This window comes from Corallococcus sp. AB018, assembly GCF_003986945.1.
Taxonomy (GTDB): Bacteria; Myxococcota; Myxococcia; order Myxococcales; family Myxococcaceae; genus Corallococcus; species Corallococcus exiguus.
In genome coordinates, this window is sequence record NZ_RAWR01000024.1 from 18,738 (window position 1) to 32,928 (window position 14,191).

14 protein-coding genes are annotated in these 14,191 nt (G+C 69.7%); 13 read left to right on the forward strand and 1 reads right to left on the reverse strand.

What is annotated here, in order from left to right:
- The first annotated feature begins 18 nt into the window (after window positions 1–18).
- Together D7Y11_RS44160 and D7Y11_RS07935 are read left to right on the forward strand one after the other, a co-directional pair.
- Complete coding sequence (locus D7Y11_RS44160; RefSeq protein ID WP_120578212.1) at window positions 19–648, forward strand: hypothetical protein; 630 nt, start codon at window positions 19–21, stop codon at window positions 646–648.
- Window positions 645–1,208: a head protein gene (locus D7Y11_RS07935; protein WP_126933380.1), complete on the forward strand. Its 564-nt coding sequence runs from the start codon at window positions 645–647 to the stop codon at window positions 1,206–1,208. Before D7Y11_RS44160 ends, D7Y11_RS07935 begins: the two co-directional genes overlap by 4 nt.
- 17 nt (window positions 1,209–1,225) lie before the next feature.
- Here the strand turns inward: D7Y11_RS07935 and D7Y11_RS07940 are convergent, their stop codons facing one another.
- Window positions 1,226–1,882 carry an outer membrane beta-barrel protein gene (locus D7Y11_RS07940; RefSeq protein ID WP_158627012.1) on the reverse strand — a complete coding sequence of 219 codons (657 nt, stop codon included), beginning with the start codon at window positions 1,880–1,882 and terminating at the stop codon, window positions 1,226–1,228.
- A 213-nt stretch (window positions 1,883–2,095) separates the two neighbouring features.
- On the opposite strand from D7Y11_RS07940, the gene D7Y11_RS07945 reads away from it, so the two are divergent.
- The 11 genes from D7Y11_RS07945 to D7Y11_RS07990 all read left to right on the forward strand — a co-directional run bounded on the left by D7Y11_RS07945 (window position 2,096) and on the right by D7Y11_RS07990 (window position 14,185).
- Window positions 2,096–2,785, forward strand: a complete 690-nt coding sequence (locus D7Y11_RS07945) for a hypothetical protein (RefSeq protein WP_126933382.1) — start codon at window positions 2,096–2,098, stop codon at window positions 2,783–2,785.
- A 204-nt stretch (window positions 2,786–2,989) separates the two neighbouring features.
- The gene (locus D7Y11_RS07950; protein WP_233607227.1) at window positions 2,990–3,433 is read left to right on the forward strand and encodes a hypothetical protein; all 444 of its coding nucleotides are present in this window, start codon (window positions 2,990–2,992) and stop codon (window positions 3,431–3,433) included.
- A 135-nt stretch (window positions 3,434–3,568) separates the two neighbouring features.
- Window positions 3,569–4,498, forward strand: coding sequence for a DUF2381 family protein (locus D7Y11_RS07955; protein WP_120578207.1), 930 nt, complete (start codon window positions 3,569–3,571; stop codon window positions 4,496–4,498).
- A 95-nt stretch (window positions 4,499–4,593) separates the two neighbouring features.
- Window positions 4,594–6,432: a serine/threonine-protein kinase gene (locus D7Y11_RS07960; RefSeq protein WP_158624459.1), complete on the forward strand. Its 1,839-nt coding sequence runs from the start codon at window positions 4,594–4,596 to the stop codon at window positions 6,430–6,432.
- A 46-nt stretch (window positions 6,433–6,478) separates the two neighbouring features.
- Complete coding sequence (locus D7Y11_RS43205; protein WP_158624458.1) at window positions 6,479–6,640, forward strand: hypothetical protein; 162 nt, start codon at window positions 6,479–6,481, stop codon at window positions 6,638–6,640.
- A 279-nt stretch (window positions 6,641–6,919) separates the two neighbouring features.
- Window positions 6,920–7,618, forward strand: a complete 699-nt coding sequence (locus D7Y11_RS07965) for an RNA polymerase sigma factor (protein WP_126933384.1) — start codon at window positions 6,920–6,922, stop codon at window positions 7,616–7,618.
- Window positions 7,615–8,415: a hypothetical protein gene (locus D7Y11_RS07970; protein ID WP_126933385.1), complete on the forward strand. Its 801-nt coding sequence runs from the start codon at window positions 7,615–7,617 to the stop codon at window positions 8,413–8,415. Before D7Y11_RS07965 ends, D7Y11_RS07970 begins: the two co-directional genes overlap by 4 nt.
- The gene (locus D7Y11_RS07975) at window positions 8,412–10,142 is read left to right on the forward strand and encodes a caspase family protein (protein ID WP_120578203.1); all 1,731 of its coding nucleotides are present in this window, start codon (window positions 8,412–8,414) and stop codon (window positions 10,140–10,142) included. The genes D7Y11_RS07970 and D7Y11_RS07975 overlap by 4 nt, the downstream gene beginning before the upstream one ends.
- A gap of 92 nt (window positions 10,143–10,234) precedes the next feature.
- The gene (locus tag D7Y11_RS07980; RefSeq protein WP_126933386.1) at window positions 10,235–11,548 is read left to right on the forward strand and encodes a hypothetical protein; all 1,314 of its coding nucleotides are present in this window, start codon (window positions 10,235–10,237) and stop codon (window positions 11,546–11,548) included.
- A gap of 61 nt (window positions 11,549–11,609) precedes the next feature.
- Complete coding sequence (locus tag D7Y11_RS07985) at window positions 11,610–13,310, forward strand: DUF6311 domain-containing protein (RefSeq protein ID WP_233607228.1); 1,701 nt, start codon at window positions 11,610–11,612, stop codon at window positions 13,308–13,310.
- A 107-nt stretch (window positions 13,311–13,417) separates the two neighbouring features.
- A complete protein-coding gene (locus D7Y11_RS07990) occupies window positions 13,418–14,185 on the forward strand; it encodes a VOC family protein (RefSeq protein ID WP_233607229.1) in 768 nt (255 codons plus the stop codon).
- Window positions 14,186–14,191: the final 6 nt, after the last annotated feature.

Consider the following 14,191-nt stretch of genomic DNA (forward strand, 5'->3'; position numbering starts at 1 on the left):
TTCTGCTTGGGTGGAAGGATGCGCGTCTGGGTTCATCTGAGAAGAATCGCCACGGCCGTGGTGTTGTGCGTGTGGCTCGCGGCCTGTGGCGGGACGCGTGGGGCGGTGGCTCCGCCTTCGCGGGAGGAGCTGCCCCGCCAGGTGCTGCTTCTGAGGGAGGCCCCGGATGGGAGCTTCACCCAGGAGTGGCGGCCGGCGGAGGACTTCGACCTCGCCCACTACGTGAAGGCCCCCGAGGGCCGGCGCATCGTGCGGACGGCGCGCTCCGTTCGGGACTGTGACGCGGAGAACCGCGAGTGCATCCAGGAATGCATGAGCCGGCCATTGGGGAGCGACTTCAGTCACATCACGAAACGGCCCGGGCTTGGTGGCAAGGAGGAGTACTGCGTCCGCCGATGCAAACAGCCCTACCTGGACTGCATCGACCTTGAGAAGCTCCGGCCGCAGGAGCTTTCCTCGCTGGATGCGGTCTCCGAATGGGCCCGGCGCAACCAACGCGCCATCCTGGTGGGCAGCGTGGTGGTCATCGCAGGGGTCGCGTTTGTCGTCGTCTCAGCGGGCGTGGGGCTCATCGTGCTCGCGCCCGCGCTGCTTCTGACGACGTCATCCGTGGCCCCAGCACAACACCTGGTGGAGAGCGCACCATGATGCACTTCTTCGACAAGTTGGAGGTGCTGGGACGGCACTACTCGGAGAGCACCTCCGAGGAAGAGAAGCAGGCCTTCCTCTTCGCGATGGACGCCATCTACTTCATCCTGGGCACCGGGCAGGGCACCGAGTTTGAAGCATATGTCCAAAGCCAGGAGGCTTCCGCGCCTCCGTTGGTCATCGCCCGCTTCAAGACCCGAGAGGAGGCGGAAGCCGCGATGAACGCGCGGAAGCCCCCAATCGACTCGGCACGCGTGCTGATTGGAGACGACTACTACTCCGCCATGTTCGTTCCAGCCACGGGGCGAACCCATCTGGTCCGGGCAGAAACGTTGGACTTCTACCTCCAGGCCATGGCGGATGAACGGCTCAAGCCTTCGGGCCTGTCCTTCGCCACGAAGGAGGAGGCAGAGGCGTGGATGAACCAGCAGCCCACGCCGCCCCAACAGGTGCTCATCGACGTCGCGGGGGCGCCGTATCTGGCCGCCTACCACCACCGCATCGACTACCGCGTCCTCTATCCCCTGCCCGCCCCCACGCCCCCATCCCAGGAGCCGTGAGGGCGGCACGGTGAGGACTACAGCCGGAACTGCACGCGCACGCCCGGCTGGATCCAGACGTGGATCTGCTTTTCATCATCGGAAAGGTCATTGCTGATTTCCGCGGCATTGCCCAAGCGGATCGCGCCCTTGTTGTACTGCCCCACGGACGCGGAGATGTAAGGCCCCACCGCGATGGAGCGGGTGAGCTGGAGGTCCACGCCGAAGTGGGCGTGGCCCAGGTCATAGCCCTCGAGCTTGAACCAGGCGCTGTTGGAGCCTTCGCCCACTTCCAGCGAGCCGATCTCATAGCCCACGCCCACGCCCACCCACGGCGAGACGAAGCCGGCCGGCCGGAAGTGGTAGTCCAGGTCGATGCCGAAGCGCAGGACCTTGCTCTTGCAGTCCGCGCCGTCCGCGCACTCGTCACCGGGACCGGAGCCGATGCCGTACTGGAAGTAGGCGCCCAGCGAGAGCTGCCGGTTGAAGAAGTAGGAGACGTCCACCTGCGGCGCCACGGTGCTGCCGAACGTGTCCTTCAGCGAGAGGTCCGTGCCGGAGTCGCCCACCGGAATGCCAAAGGCGCCGCGCACGCCCAGCGCGAGCCCGGAGCTCTTGGGCTCCTGGGCCGCCGCGGGCAGCGCGCCCAGGCAGGAGGTCAGCGCCAGCGATGCGATGAAGTGTCGAGCAGTCATGTCGTCCAGGGTGAAGGGGCCGTCTTCCGACGGCGTGGGTTGGGTGTTGGCGGCGCAACGCATTGCAAGCCCACGGCCAGGGTTCACAGGATGCGGGCGCCCGGGCTTCGCACGTCGTGGGGTCTTGGAACAGCACGGAAGCGCGACAGGAATGTCAGTCTTTCGTTTCAGCTCATGGCAGGTTCACACCGTGCCAGAGTCCTGGAGCAAGACATGTCCTCCCGCCTGACCGAAGACTCCGACATCGTCCGCTGGCTGCGCGCCGAGCGCGAAGCCCGTGGGCTGGCCCGCATCGAGCTGTCCGCTTCGTTGAAGCATCAAGGGGAGCTCCTGGATGACACGTTGATCTTCACGGCGCCGGACGGAGCGCTGACGTTCGGTTCGCTACCGGAAGCACCGCGCGCCCAGGTGCAGGGGCTGATGCGGTGGCATCACGCGTCCGCGCCTGGACTGGGGGACATCGCGCTGGCCATCGTCTGCGACGCGCACGCGGCGCCGCGCATCCAGATGACGGACGCGGTAACGCGGGAGCATGACGCGAAGGTGCAGGCCCGCGCGGAGGCCCACTTCGATTCGAGGCACTACGGGCGCGCGCTGGCGCAGCGGGTGGCGGAGCTGTTGGACGCGGGGGCGGACCTGTCCATCACCGTCGACCCGCGCGAGGGTGTGTCCCGCGCGCTGTGGCGGTCCGGGGATGGCACGTATGCGCAGGGGCTGCGGTACATCCAGGGAGACGCCCAGCCGAAGCGGACCTTTGAGTCACGGGACGCGTTCATCCGCTGGCTGGCGGAACAGAGCGACGAGTCCCTGGCGAAGGAGGACTTCCCGGACGACCCTCGCATGTGGGGCGTGGCGACGTTCAACCGCGAGTTCTTCGCGCGGAAGACGGGCCGGCGGTCTTAGCGGCATCCACACGAACTTGTCCGACAGTCGGACAGGTTTGGACGGCCTCGACTGGCCCCCTTTCAGCAGTGCACCCCAGTGCCGTCCCGGAACCCTGCGGCTCCTGAACGAGTGAACGTCACAATGCGCAAGGCACTCCTGCTCTTAGGGCTCATCGCATTGGCTGGCGGATGCGTTCGGCACAAGCCGTCATGGACGGGGGAGGTGCAATGGCCGGATGAACAGTCCTCGGCCTCCGTCCTCCCCTTCACCGACGCGGGAGCCGCCGTGGCCGCGGCAGGAGCGCTGCGGGAAGTGGTCCGGACCCATCCCCATCCGCAGCTCTTCCATGGCTGCGCGAGCCCGGAACAGGGACTCGATGTCGCCGTCTTCACCGGACCGACCACCGGCCTGTACTACGTCGCCGTGGAACAGCGGTTCAGCAGGTGTGGCGGTCCCATTGGCCGGGTCCTCGACTGGTGGCAGGTCTACGCGGTCACCCCCCAAGGCGAGGTGGTAGCGAAGGCCCCGCGCACACCCGACGTCCCCATGGAAGCGCAGCCCGATGCAGCAGAGGTCCCCGCTGACAGCCCTGCTCCGCCCACCGAGGAGCAGGCTCCGTCTCCGCTTCGAGAAGCACCTCCAACCGAAAATTCGAAGGCCGAGTAGGCCTTTCCCCACGCAATCCTTGAGGTAGGCTGGGTTTTCCTTGTCCAGCCGCCGCAACCAAAAGCCTCCCAGGCCCGTGGCCTCTCATGCGTGTCACCCCTATCTGTTAGGTTTGAAGGATGGAGGTGACCCGTGATGTCGCTGTCCACTTCGCTCATTCCCCTGGTGCTGACGATCCTGATGGGCACCACGGCGGTGGCGCAGACCCGCACTCCCGTGGTCAGGGAACGCAAGGCCCGGCAGCTCACGCTGCGCTCGGAGGAGCCTCCGGTGCTTCATCCGCTGCACGTCGCGGCCCATGAGGTGACCACTGTCACCTTCGATGCGCCCATCGTTCCGGAGTCCGTGGACCGGAGCGTGCTCGCGCCCTTCTTCACTCGCGTGGCGGTGCATGAAGACGTGCTTGTCCTCAAGGCGTCCATGGACGTTCCCGTGGGCAAGGAACCAGTGATCACCGTGCGCTTCGCGGGGCCCGGTGCTCCGGCGCAGGTGGGCTTCGTGCTCACGACCGTGGCGGCGGAGGTGGATTCACAGGTGGAGGTGTTCCGGCAGGGACGCACCGCGCAGGATTTGGGGAAGGAACTCGCGGACCTGAGGGCCCATTGCGCGGTCACCGAGGCGGGGCTCGCGACGCTGCGTGCGCAGTGCGCGCTCAGTGGACTGGGTGGGGCGGTGTTGACGGGGGCGGTGACCCAGGAGGGCATCACCGTGGACTACATCCGTGAGTCCCCCGTGAGCATGGGCATCGTCGCCGAGGGTCCCCACGTGATCTACCGCACCGCGAGCACCCGCGCCCTCTCCACCTCCTTGCGCAATCCCATGGGGGCGGCCCCCTGGCTCCCAGGCTTTGCTCGCGTGACACCTCGGGGACCTGACGCGGGTGGCATTCCCGTCCGCGAGATTCCCCTGCTCATACAGGTGCGACAGCTGGCACCTGGCGAGCGCTCCACCGTGGTGGTGGAGTGGAACGCACTGCCGGACCTGCCTCCAGGCGCGCACTTCACCCTGGAGCTCTTGGATGTGAAGGGCGAACGAGGCATCCGCTGGGAGCAGGTGTCGCCATGAGTTCGCATGAGGCAACTCCCGGTGATCCGGTCAGGTCCGAGCATCACACCTCCACGAAGCCCGCCCACAAGGCTTTCGGGGCGGCCCTGCCTGCCATGCGGCTGCTCGTAGTGGATGCGCTTCCTGCCGGAACGCTCATTGGTTCCTGGCGCGTCGTCCAACGATTGGCGTCAGGTGGATACGGCACGGTCTACGTCGTTCAGGCGAAGCGCCGTCCCCGCGGAAAGCAATACGCCCTGAAGCTGGCTCGCCAACCCGATAGCCCCTGGTTCTCACGCGAAGCGGCGGTGCTGTCCCGCTTGCCGCACCCGGGAGTGCCTCGCTTCGTGGATGCGGGCGCATGGCGGCCGGGCTCCGGGAGCTACCCATTCCTGGTGATGGAGCACGTGGACGGCGAGTCGCTGTATGAGTGGGCCCGCGCTCGCAACCCCACGGCTCGCGAGGTGGGTGCATTGCTCGTCCAGGCTGCGGACATCCTGAGCTTCGCGCACCGACACGGCGTCCTGCACCGCGACTTCAAGGGAGACAACATCCGCGTCCAGCCGGATGGACGGCTCACCTTGTTGGACTGGGGCGCGGGCTGGCACCCGGACGCACCGCCCCTGACCGGAACAGGCCAGCTTCCTCCCGGCACGGCGCACTACTTGAGCCCGCAGCTCCACCGCTGGCGGCTGGCAATGCCTTCAATGCCTGCGCAGGAGTGTCCTCGCTATGGCGTGGCGGATGAGTTGTACGCCGTGGGCGTCACCTTCTACCGGCTGTTGACTGATACCTATCCGGCGCTCCTTTTGAATGGTGAGGGACCGACGCGCGCATGGCCCGGCTCGCATGCGCCAGAGGCCCTGACCTCGCTCGTCACCCACCTGCTCGCCTTTGCGCCCGAGGAGAGGCCTCCGAGCGCATCCGCACTGGCCTCCGAACTGCATCAGGTCCTGGCCCATGCGGATGCATCCTGGGACTTGCCTCTCTTCGACTGGGCCACAGCGCCCTCCTCTTCTTCACGCACGACACAGGACGCGCCCGAAATGGTGGGGCCCGTGGCTCCCGGTCAGGAGGTGCCGCTCCAGCACGCACGTCTTCAGCGCCTGGACCGGCTCCAACGCATTCGCGAAGCACGCGAACTGCGCCGCCGGGCCCCCGCCCATGTCGCCCGCATGGAAGCCCGGTCCATCCTCGCCGCGAGCGCGGGTCGGCACCGTCAGACATTGCGAGCCCGCTGGCGCCGGGGGGCCGTGGGAGTCGCTTTCGTGCTGGCCTTGGGATGGCTGGCCTGGAGTCTGGGGGCCGTCTCCAAGGTCCGCATCGATGCGCCGGCGCATCCCTCTCCGCCTCCCGTGGCGCGGGGACCTGGGCCCGACCAAGCTGCCGCGTCCGAAGCGGCCCCTCCTTCCCCTGCGCCGCTTCCATTGGAGCAGGAAGCCATGACCCTTCCCTTGAAGCAGGAGTCCCCGGTCCGAACCCGTTCACTTGCGCGAGGCTGCACGCTGGCCGTCGGCGCGGCCTCCACGCTCATCGCTTGCGCGGGCGCGCAGGTGACGCCCAAGCCCCAGCGCTGCTCCTCGGAGGCGTTGGAGTCGATGAAGAAGCTGGACCTGCGGCGGGATGGAAAGGCGGCCATCACACTCGACGTCCGCTACCCCTTCCGCACGGATGCCACCCTGGTCTCCGTGAGTGACGGGAACATCGTGAGCGTCCAGAAGGAGCGACATGGCGGCCTTCCCGCTGGCACCCTCCTGTATGGACAGCTGTGGACGCAGGGAGAACACGTGGTGGGCCGCTACACGCGAGCGGAGACGCCTGCCGGCCGCACCCATCCGGTCTGCTTCGTCCTCGGAAACAGCGACGGCTGGTGGCCGAAGGATCCAAGCTCCAAACCCGGCACCGCACTGCTGCCCCGGAGCGTGGGCTACACCGTGGTGGACGCGTTCCCGTAGCGGCCCTCAAGGTCATGCGCCATGCGCCTGCGGTAAGCCCCAGGGGATGAGCCACATCCTGGCGAACGAAGCGCTCCGCTCCGTCGTGCTCTACCACCCCAAGCCCACCGAGGGCTGGCGCTACGCCATCTACACCCAGGAAGGCATCACGGATGGGAGGCTGCTCGACAGCACCCCATCCACTTCATTCGAGGAGGCCCGGGCCTGAATGGAGCAGACGCTGGTGGACCTCTTCGGCCGCCCTGCCACGCTTCGCTGGAAGGAGACCTCGCCGGGATGGTGGACGGGCGAAGCGCTGGAGACGCCCACCGACCCGGCTTGAGTCATTGCAGGATTCGAACCCACGGCCTTTGGCTCCGGAGGCCAACGCCCGGGCTCAATAAAACGCGCGCCGTGCGTGTGGGGACGACCCGAATTTCGGGGTCATTTCGTATCTCATTTCCAGAAGGGGCCCGGCCGGGCGCCTCCATGAGACGGAGCATTCCGCGTGCTGCCAGGAACCGAGCGGTCAGTCTTGGAGGCCTTCCGCCGGGGTGACACCGCCGTGCTCACCCAGGTCTACCGCACCTATTCACCTGAAGTGCTGCGCTACCTGTCCCGGCGCTTCTCCGTCCATTCGGAGACCGGCACCCGCTCCATCGCGCTCACGCCGCTGGACCTGGACGCCGCCCATCAGGAGACCTTCGTTCGGGCCTTCCGCCCCCACATGCGCCAGGCCTACGACGGCGTGCGTCCCTACCTGGGCTTCCTCCTCACCGTCGCGCGCTCCACCGCCATCGACCTGATGCGCGCCTCCGGCCGCGTGGCCCGGGAGGCCATCCCCCTGGATGACGCTCCGGAGCTCACCCATGCGCCCACCGAGAGCAAGAGCCCGGAAGAAGAGGCCCTGGGCGCAGAGGTCCGCTCCATCGTGCGCCGCTTCCTGGAGGCCCTGCCCGCCGAAGGGCGCGCCCTGGCCCAGCTGCGCTTCATGGACGGCCTGTCCCAGGAGTCCGCCGCCGACCAGCTGAAGCTCACCCGCGGCGAGGTGCGGGTGCGCGAACGCCGCCTGCGGTTGCAGTTCACCGAACACCTGAAGGACTCGGGCTGGCTGGACAGCGACACCGTCCCGGGACGCCTGCAATTGGGCGCCCTGCTCGCCACCCTGGCCCTGCTGTACGCCATCCCATTCGGGAGCCTCCCATGAAGTGGTACGAGCGACATGTGGACGCGGGACTGACGCGCTGGTCCCTGGGGGAGCTGTCCGCCCCCGAATCCTCGCGGCTCCTGCGTCACGCCCACGCCTGCGCCCGCTGCGGCGCCCGCTACGACAAGTGGGCCCGCGCCCACCGCGTCCTCGAGTCCGGCCAGACGGACGCCCCCACCTCCACGGAGCTGGAGACCCTCACCGCCGCGGGACTCGAAGCCGCCCTCAACGCCGCCTCGCCCCCGGACGCCGCCCCCGCGCGGTGGCCCACCCTCGCGGTGCTCGGCGCCACGCTGGCGGCCCTGTTCCTCGCGGTGATGGTGACCCCCTCGTCCTTCGGCCCCACCGCCTCCATCGAGCCCACCGAACCCGAGTTCAGCGTCCGGGGGGCCGTGCATGACCCGGCTCCACCCTCTGCTCCGGTGGCCCAGGCCGTCCTGCGCGTCTTCTGCGCGAAGCCCGGCCAGTCGCTGCACGAGCTGCGCGCTGGGGCCGCGTGCACCCCGGGCGCCACGCTGGCCTTCGCGGCGGGTGCCCGTCCGCCCTACACCCACGTCGCGGTGCGCGTGCGCGCCGGCGGCCACGAAGAGGTCAACGGCCCCTTCCCGCTCAGCGGCAAGGCCGGCGAGGAGCGCCCCCTGGAGCTGACGGTCGCGCTGCCCGCGGGCTCCGATATGGCGGAGGTCACCGCCACGTTCTCAGAGCACCCGGACGCAACCCTGTCAGCCCTGCACAGCGGGACGACAGCGGGGGTGGTGGTGCTCAGGCAGGAGGTCCGGGTAAAGGATTCTCCATGAAGAAGCTGGAAGTCCTCCTGGGGGCGGCGCTGCTGATGGCGGCACCGGAGGCATTCGCGGACACCGTGCGGCGCGCGCTCGTCATCGCCCACAACGGCAGTGACGACCCGGCGCTCGCGCCGCTGCGCTACGCGGATGACGACGGCGTGCTCTGGGCGGAGACGCTCAAGCGGCTGGGCGTGGAGACCACGCTGCTCGTCGACCCGGACGAACCCACGCGCAAGGGCGGCAGCCTGGTGCTGAAGTCCGCGCAGGCCCCCACGCGCGCCGCGGTGGAGCAGGCCGTGAAGCGGCTGCAGGCGGCGACGCTCGCGGACCGCGCGGCGGGACGCCAGACGGACGTGCTCATCGTCTACGTGGGCCACGGCAACACGGACGACGCGGGCCGCGCCTACTTCACGCTCGCCGATGCGCGCCTGGACCGGAGCAGCCTCTATTCGGAGGTCGTGGATCCGCTGGGCGCGGACTACGTGCACGTCATCGCGGATGCGTGCCGCGCCTCCGGCGTGGTGGGCAGCCGAGGCGGGACGCCGGACGCGGCGGTGCTGGCGGAGCTGCGCGGGGTGCTCGCGCGCGAGCAACTGGCGTCGCGTCCCCACGTGGGCGCCCTCTTCGCGGAGAGCGAGGACGGCGAGACGCACGAGTGGTCCCGCATCCGCGCGGGCGTCTTCAGCCACGTGGCCCGCTCCGGCCTCCTGGGCGGCGCGGACATCAACGGCGACGGACAGGTGGAGTACAGCGAGCTGGCCGCGTTCGTGGCCGCCTCGCTGCATGGCGTGAAGGGCATGCCCGCGCGCCTGTCCGTCAACGCCTTCGCGCCCACCGCGGAGCCCCGCCGCCCGCTGGTGGGCCCCGCGCCCGAAGGGCCTCGCGTCACCTTCCCCGCGGGCTTCGAGTACGCGCGCCTCTCCGTGGAGGACGCGGACGGCCAGCGGCTGGTGGACGTGCGGCGCTCGCCGCAGCAGTGGACGCAAATCCTGCTGCCGCCGCGCGACGTGTACTGGGTGCGCGCGCCGAACGCGGAGGCGCGCGTCACGCTGGCGCAGCTGTCCTCGGGCACGCCGGAGTTGCGCCCGCGCGAGCTTCAGGAAAGAGGTCCCGCGGAGGAGGCGCTCCGCCGGGGCCTGTTCGCCGTTCCGCTGGACCGGTCGTTCTACGACGAGTACGTCGCCGCCGTGGGGCTGGTGCCGGTGGACTTCAGCAATCCCTTTCAGCCGTCCGTCATTGGCGGGGCGCGCTCCCCGCTGGCCGTGGCGTCTCCGTCCGACTGGACATCGCGGTTGGAGCTGGGCCTGGGCGCGGGGCGCTCGCCGTTGGGGCTGGCGAAGTTCTCCGCCGGGCCCAGCCTGTCGTGGCGCACGCCGTCCTCCATGGACCTGCTCTACTACGGCGTGCGCGGGGCGTATGGCGTGACGCCGCTCGCGGCCCAGGACGGCATCCGGCTGCACCGCTTCACGGTGGAGGGGCTGGTGGGGTTGGAGCGTCCCGCGAACACGCCGCTGTTCGCGGAGGTGGGGCTGGGCTGGGGGCTCCTGGGCCTCACGGCGCCGGGCTTCCGCCAGGCGGACCCCGCGATGCTCACCGGCCACGTGGCCGCGGGCGTGACGGGGCGGTTCGCGGGAATGCCGCTGCGACTTTCAGCCCAGGTGGGCGTGGATCGCGTCACCGCCAACGGCAAGACCGTCATGGACGGGCAGTACGGCCTGGAAATCTCACTGAGGCGCTAGCGGACGCGGGCCGTCGGGCCCGGCCGTGTCCGTGCGTGGGTGCGCCGCTGTCCGCGCCCACCGCGCCAACCTCGAGCCCTGACGGTCCTTCCGTGTCCCGTTCATTCCTCATGCACACCGCGCTGTCGAGCGCCGCCGTGGCCACCGTGCTGCTGGCCGGCTGCGACCCCATCTGCACGAATGGGGTCTCCAAGTCCGGGCAGGGCCAGGTGACCCGGAGCGCCTCCGGCACCTGCGTGCAGCTCGTGGTAACCCGCCCCGACGCCGGGGAGGAGGACGACCCGGACGGGGGCGATGGCGGCGCGCTCCCCGACTCGGGCACGGATGGCGGCGAGTGCGGCGCCGTCCCAGGCTGGACGACCCGGGTGCTGGACGAGGGAATCGACATCATCATCGCCGCGTTCGTCTTCGACGCGCAGGGCGTGGGCCACTACGCCTATTCGAAGAACTCCCGCCTCCACGTGGGCACCACCCGGCCGGGCGATGTCCCGGTGCGCGTGGAGAGCGTGTGGACCGCCTATGACGTGCACATGGCCGTGGCCACGGACGGCACGCACCACGTGCTGTTCCAGCAGGGCAACAACGTCGGCTACGCACACGACACCGGCGGCGTCTGGCGGTCCCAGGTGCTGAGAGAGGGCTGGGCGGCGGCCATCACCCTCGACGCCCAGGACGCGCCCCACCTGCTCATCGGCCGGCCCTACCCCCAGGTGGGCTATCTGCACGGCACCCGTTCCAGCACGGGGAGCTGGGACATGGCGCCACTGGAGGCGGTGGGCGCCAAGGGCGACCGTGAGCGGATCGCCGTGGATGCCGCCGGGTACGTCCACATCGTGTTCGTGCGCATGGACGACATGGGGAAGTCCCAGGTCGTGTACGCGAGCAACACGTCAGGGGCGTGGCTCGCCGAGCCGCTGGACTGGCGGATTCCCTTGAGTTCACCGCGCTACCGCATCGCGCTCGAGGTGGACTCGGATGGACGCCCCTCCGTGGTGGGCTCCAGCACCCAGGGGGCGTGGCTGTGGACGAAGGAGGCCAGCGGCTGGACGTCGTACGGACTCGGGGCCTTCCTGAGCCGGGGTCCCGCGCTGTCGCGAAGCACCGCCTACCCGACCCTCCGCCATGCCCTTCTGGATGATGCGGACGCGAACGCGGACTCCAGCGGGAGCACCAGCCAGTTGGTCGTGAAGGTGCTGGACGGCACGAGAGCCGCCGGCGGAACGCTGCCGCTCACCGTGGAGACGCTGGACGGCGGGAATGCGTTCCCTGCTTCCTCCGCGGTGCAGCTGGACGCCCAGGACCGGCTCCAGGTGGGCTTCTCCTACGTGCACTACCACTACCCGCCAGACGGCGGCGCGATGGAGACGACGCGCGGCCTGCGCTACGCGCGCTACTGCCCCCGTTGAGACCCGCCAGGGAAGCAGGCGGTTGCGGGGCACGGAAGCGGGCGCCTACAGTCGCCGCGCCTTGAGCGAGTCCGTACCCTCCCTGAGTCCCCCGCCCTCTTCTTCCACGTCCCACCGGGCCCTCGTCGTGGCGCGAGCGCTGGCGGTGCTCGGCGGGCTGGGCTGGTTCCTGTGGCTGGGCGGCGGGCCGGTGCTGCCGCCCACGCGCATCGACTGGATGATGCGCGAGGACTGGGCCGCGCACATCTTCGGCTGGCTCTTCTTCCGCAACGCGGACTGGACGCTGCCCCTGGGCGCGGCGCCCAACCACTTCTACCCGTATGGCTCGTCGGTGGCGCTCACGGACGGCAACCCGTGGCTGGCGCTGCTCTTCAAGCCCCTGTCGCCGCTGTTGCCCGTGGACTTCCAGTACACCGGACCGTGGCTGGCCCTGTGCTACGCGCTGATGGGGTACTTCGGCGCGCGGCTGGTGGAGACGGTGTCCCCGCGCCCGGTGCCCATGGTGCTGGGCGGCACGCTGCTGGCGCTGTCGCCGGTGATGGCGGCGCGCTTCGGCCACCCCACGCTGTGCGCGCACTGGCTGCTGCTGGCCCTGCTGTGGCTCAACCTGCGGGACATCCCGGACGCGCGCACCGCGACGCGGAGCCTGGGCCTCGCGGCCCTCTTCAACGCCATCGCGTCAGGCACCCACCCGTACTGGGTGGGCATGCTGATGCCGCTGACGCTGTCGCTCGGGGTGCGGCTCGTCTGGAGCCGGAAACTCGGCCCCGCGCGCGTCGCGGCCCTGTGCGCGGGCATCGCGGCGCTGGACGTGGGGCTGTTCGCCCTCTTCGGCTACTTCGGCGGCGGCGGGCTGGGCGCGGAGGGCTTCGGAGAGTTCTCCGCAGACCTGGCCACGCTGGTGAACCCCATGGGTTGGGGCCGCTTGCTGCCGGACCTGCCCGCCGCGCCCCGGCAGGGCGAGGGCTTCGGCTACCTGGGCGCGGGGGCGCTGCTGCTCGGCGTCGTGGCTTGCGTGAGCCTGTTCGTGCGCAGGCGGGAGGCGCGCACGCTGGACTGGCGCCGGGTGCTGCCCGCAGCGGTGGTGGTGCTGCTCATGGCCGTCTACGCGCTGTCGTCGCGCGTGACGTGGCTGGGCCAGCCGGTGGCGGACCTGGGCTCGCTGTACGCGCCGCTGGTGAAGGCGACGAACGCGTTCCGCGCCTCCGGCCGCTTTGTCTGGCCGCTGCACTACCTGCTCGTCGTCGGCGCGGTGCTGCTGGTGGCGCGCCTGTGGCGCGGCGTGCCCGCCGTGACCGTGGCCGCGCTGACGGTGGCGCTGGCGCTCCAGGCGTACGACGTGCGCGAGGACAAGAGCGCCCTCTTCAAGCCCGTGCGCTTCCATCGCCTGAAGTCCGCGGAGTGGGACGCGCTGAAGGGCCCCTACCAACACCTGGCCCTCTTCCCGCCGCAGGTGCAGTGGGTGTGCCGCTATGACGAACCGCTGGTGAACGCGCTGGCGTATCAGGCGTACCGGCTGAAGCTGACGTTCAACAGCGGCTACGCGTCGCGCACGCCGGAGGCACTGGCGGCGGAGTGCCGCGCGCAGCTGCCTACGGGTGGCCTGGACGCGAGCACCGCGTACGTCGTCCTGCCGCCGCATGTGCAGCCCTTCCTCGACGCGGGCGCCAACTGTGGCCTCGTGGAGGACCTGCCGGTGTGCGTGGTGGGGAGCAACACGGATGCGTTCGCGCAGGGGCTCGCGCGTCAGCCCCGCCGTTGACGCAAGGCGACACTGAAAATCCTTTCAGTCCTCTTCTGATCCGCTGTTACCTTGCAGGTAGCCCGGGTTTCTCCGGGCGCACAGCGAGGGGAGCGACGATGCCTGCGATGACGAAGCACGCTGCGGGGACGGTGTCCTGGGTGGACCTGGCGGCCTGGGACCTGGAGAAGGCCCGGGACTTCTACGGGGCGCTGTTCGGCTGGACGTTCGACCCCACGTCCAAGGACAACGGCTACTACACGATGGCCCGCAAGAACGGCCAGCACGTGGCGGCGATGATGCCGCGCCCCAAGGACGCGCCGTTTCCGCCGGCATGGAACACCTACTTCGCCGTGGAGAGCGTGGACCGCTCCGTCGCCCGCCTGAAGGAGCTGGGCGGCAAGGTGATGATGGAGCCCATGGACGTCATGGAGGCGGGTCGCATGGCCTTCTGTACGGACAACACCGGCGCGGCCTTCGGCTTCTGGCAGCCGAACCTGTTCAACGGCGCGGGCCTGGTGAACGAGCCCGGCGCCATGACCTGGCACGAGGCCAAGACGCGCGATGGCGCGAAGGCCGTGGCCTTCTACAGGGACCTCTTCGGCATGACGGCGGACAAGATGCCGGAGGAGCGGATGCAGTACTGGGTCGTGAAGAAGGACGGCCGTGAGACGGCCGGCGTGATGCAGCTCGACGACAAGACGCCCGCCGAGGTGCCGCCCCACTGGATGGTCACCTTCTCCGTGGCCAACACCGACGAGGCCGCGGCCACCGTCACCGCCAAGGGCGGCAAGGTCATCATGCCGCCGTTCGACTCACCCTACGGCCGCATCGCCGTCGTCACCGACCCCGGCGGCGCGGCCTTCGGCGTCATCACCCTGGCGCAGCCGGCTTAGTCAGCG

Bases quoted from the DNA above. Each gene is read 5' to 3' on its own strand.
- D7Y11_RS44160 (WP_120578212.1), top strand. From the start codon at position 19: ATGCGCGTCTGGGTTCATCTGAGAAGAATCGCCACGGCCGTGGTGTTG.
- D7Y11_RS07935 (WP_126933380.1), top strand. From the start codon at position 645: ATGATGCACTTCTTCGACAAGTTGGAGGTGCTGGGACGGCACTACTCG.
- D7Y11_RS07940 (WP_158627012.1), bottom strand. From the start codon at position 1,882: ATGACTGCTCGACACTTCATCGCATCGCTGGCGCTGACCTCCTGCCTG.
- D7Y11_RS07945 (WP_126933382.1), top strand. From the start codon at position 2,096: ATGTCCTCCCGCCTGACCGAAGACTCCGACATCGTCCGCTGGCTGCGC.
- D7Y11_RS07955 (WP_120578207.1), top strand. From the start codon at position 3,569: ATGTCGCTGTCCACTTCGCTCATTCCCCTGGTGCTGACGATCCTGATG.
- D7Y11_RS07960 (WP_158624459.1), top strand. From the start codon at position 4,594: ATGCGGCTGCTCGTAGTGGATGCGCTTCCTGCCGGAACGCTCATTGGT.
- D7Y11_RS43205 (WP_158624458.1), top strand. From the start codon at position 6,479: ATGAGCCACATCCTGGCGAACGAAGCGCTCCGCTCCGTCGTGCTCTAC.
- D7Y11_RS07970 (WP_126933385.1), top strand. From the start codon at position 7,615: ATGAAGTGGTACGAGCGACATGTGGACGCGGGACTGACGCGCTGGTCC.
- D7Y11_RS07975 (WP_120578203.1), top strand. From the start codon at position 8,412: ATGAAGAAGCTGGAAGTCCTCCTGGGGGCGGCGCTGCTGATGGCGGCA.
- D7Y11_RS07990 (WP_233607229.1), top strand. From the start codon at position 13,418: ATGACGAAGCACGCTGCGGGGACGGTGTCCTGGGTGGACCTGGCGGCC.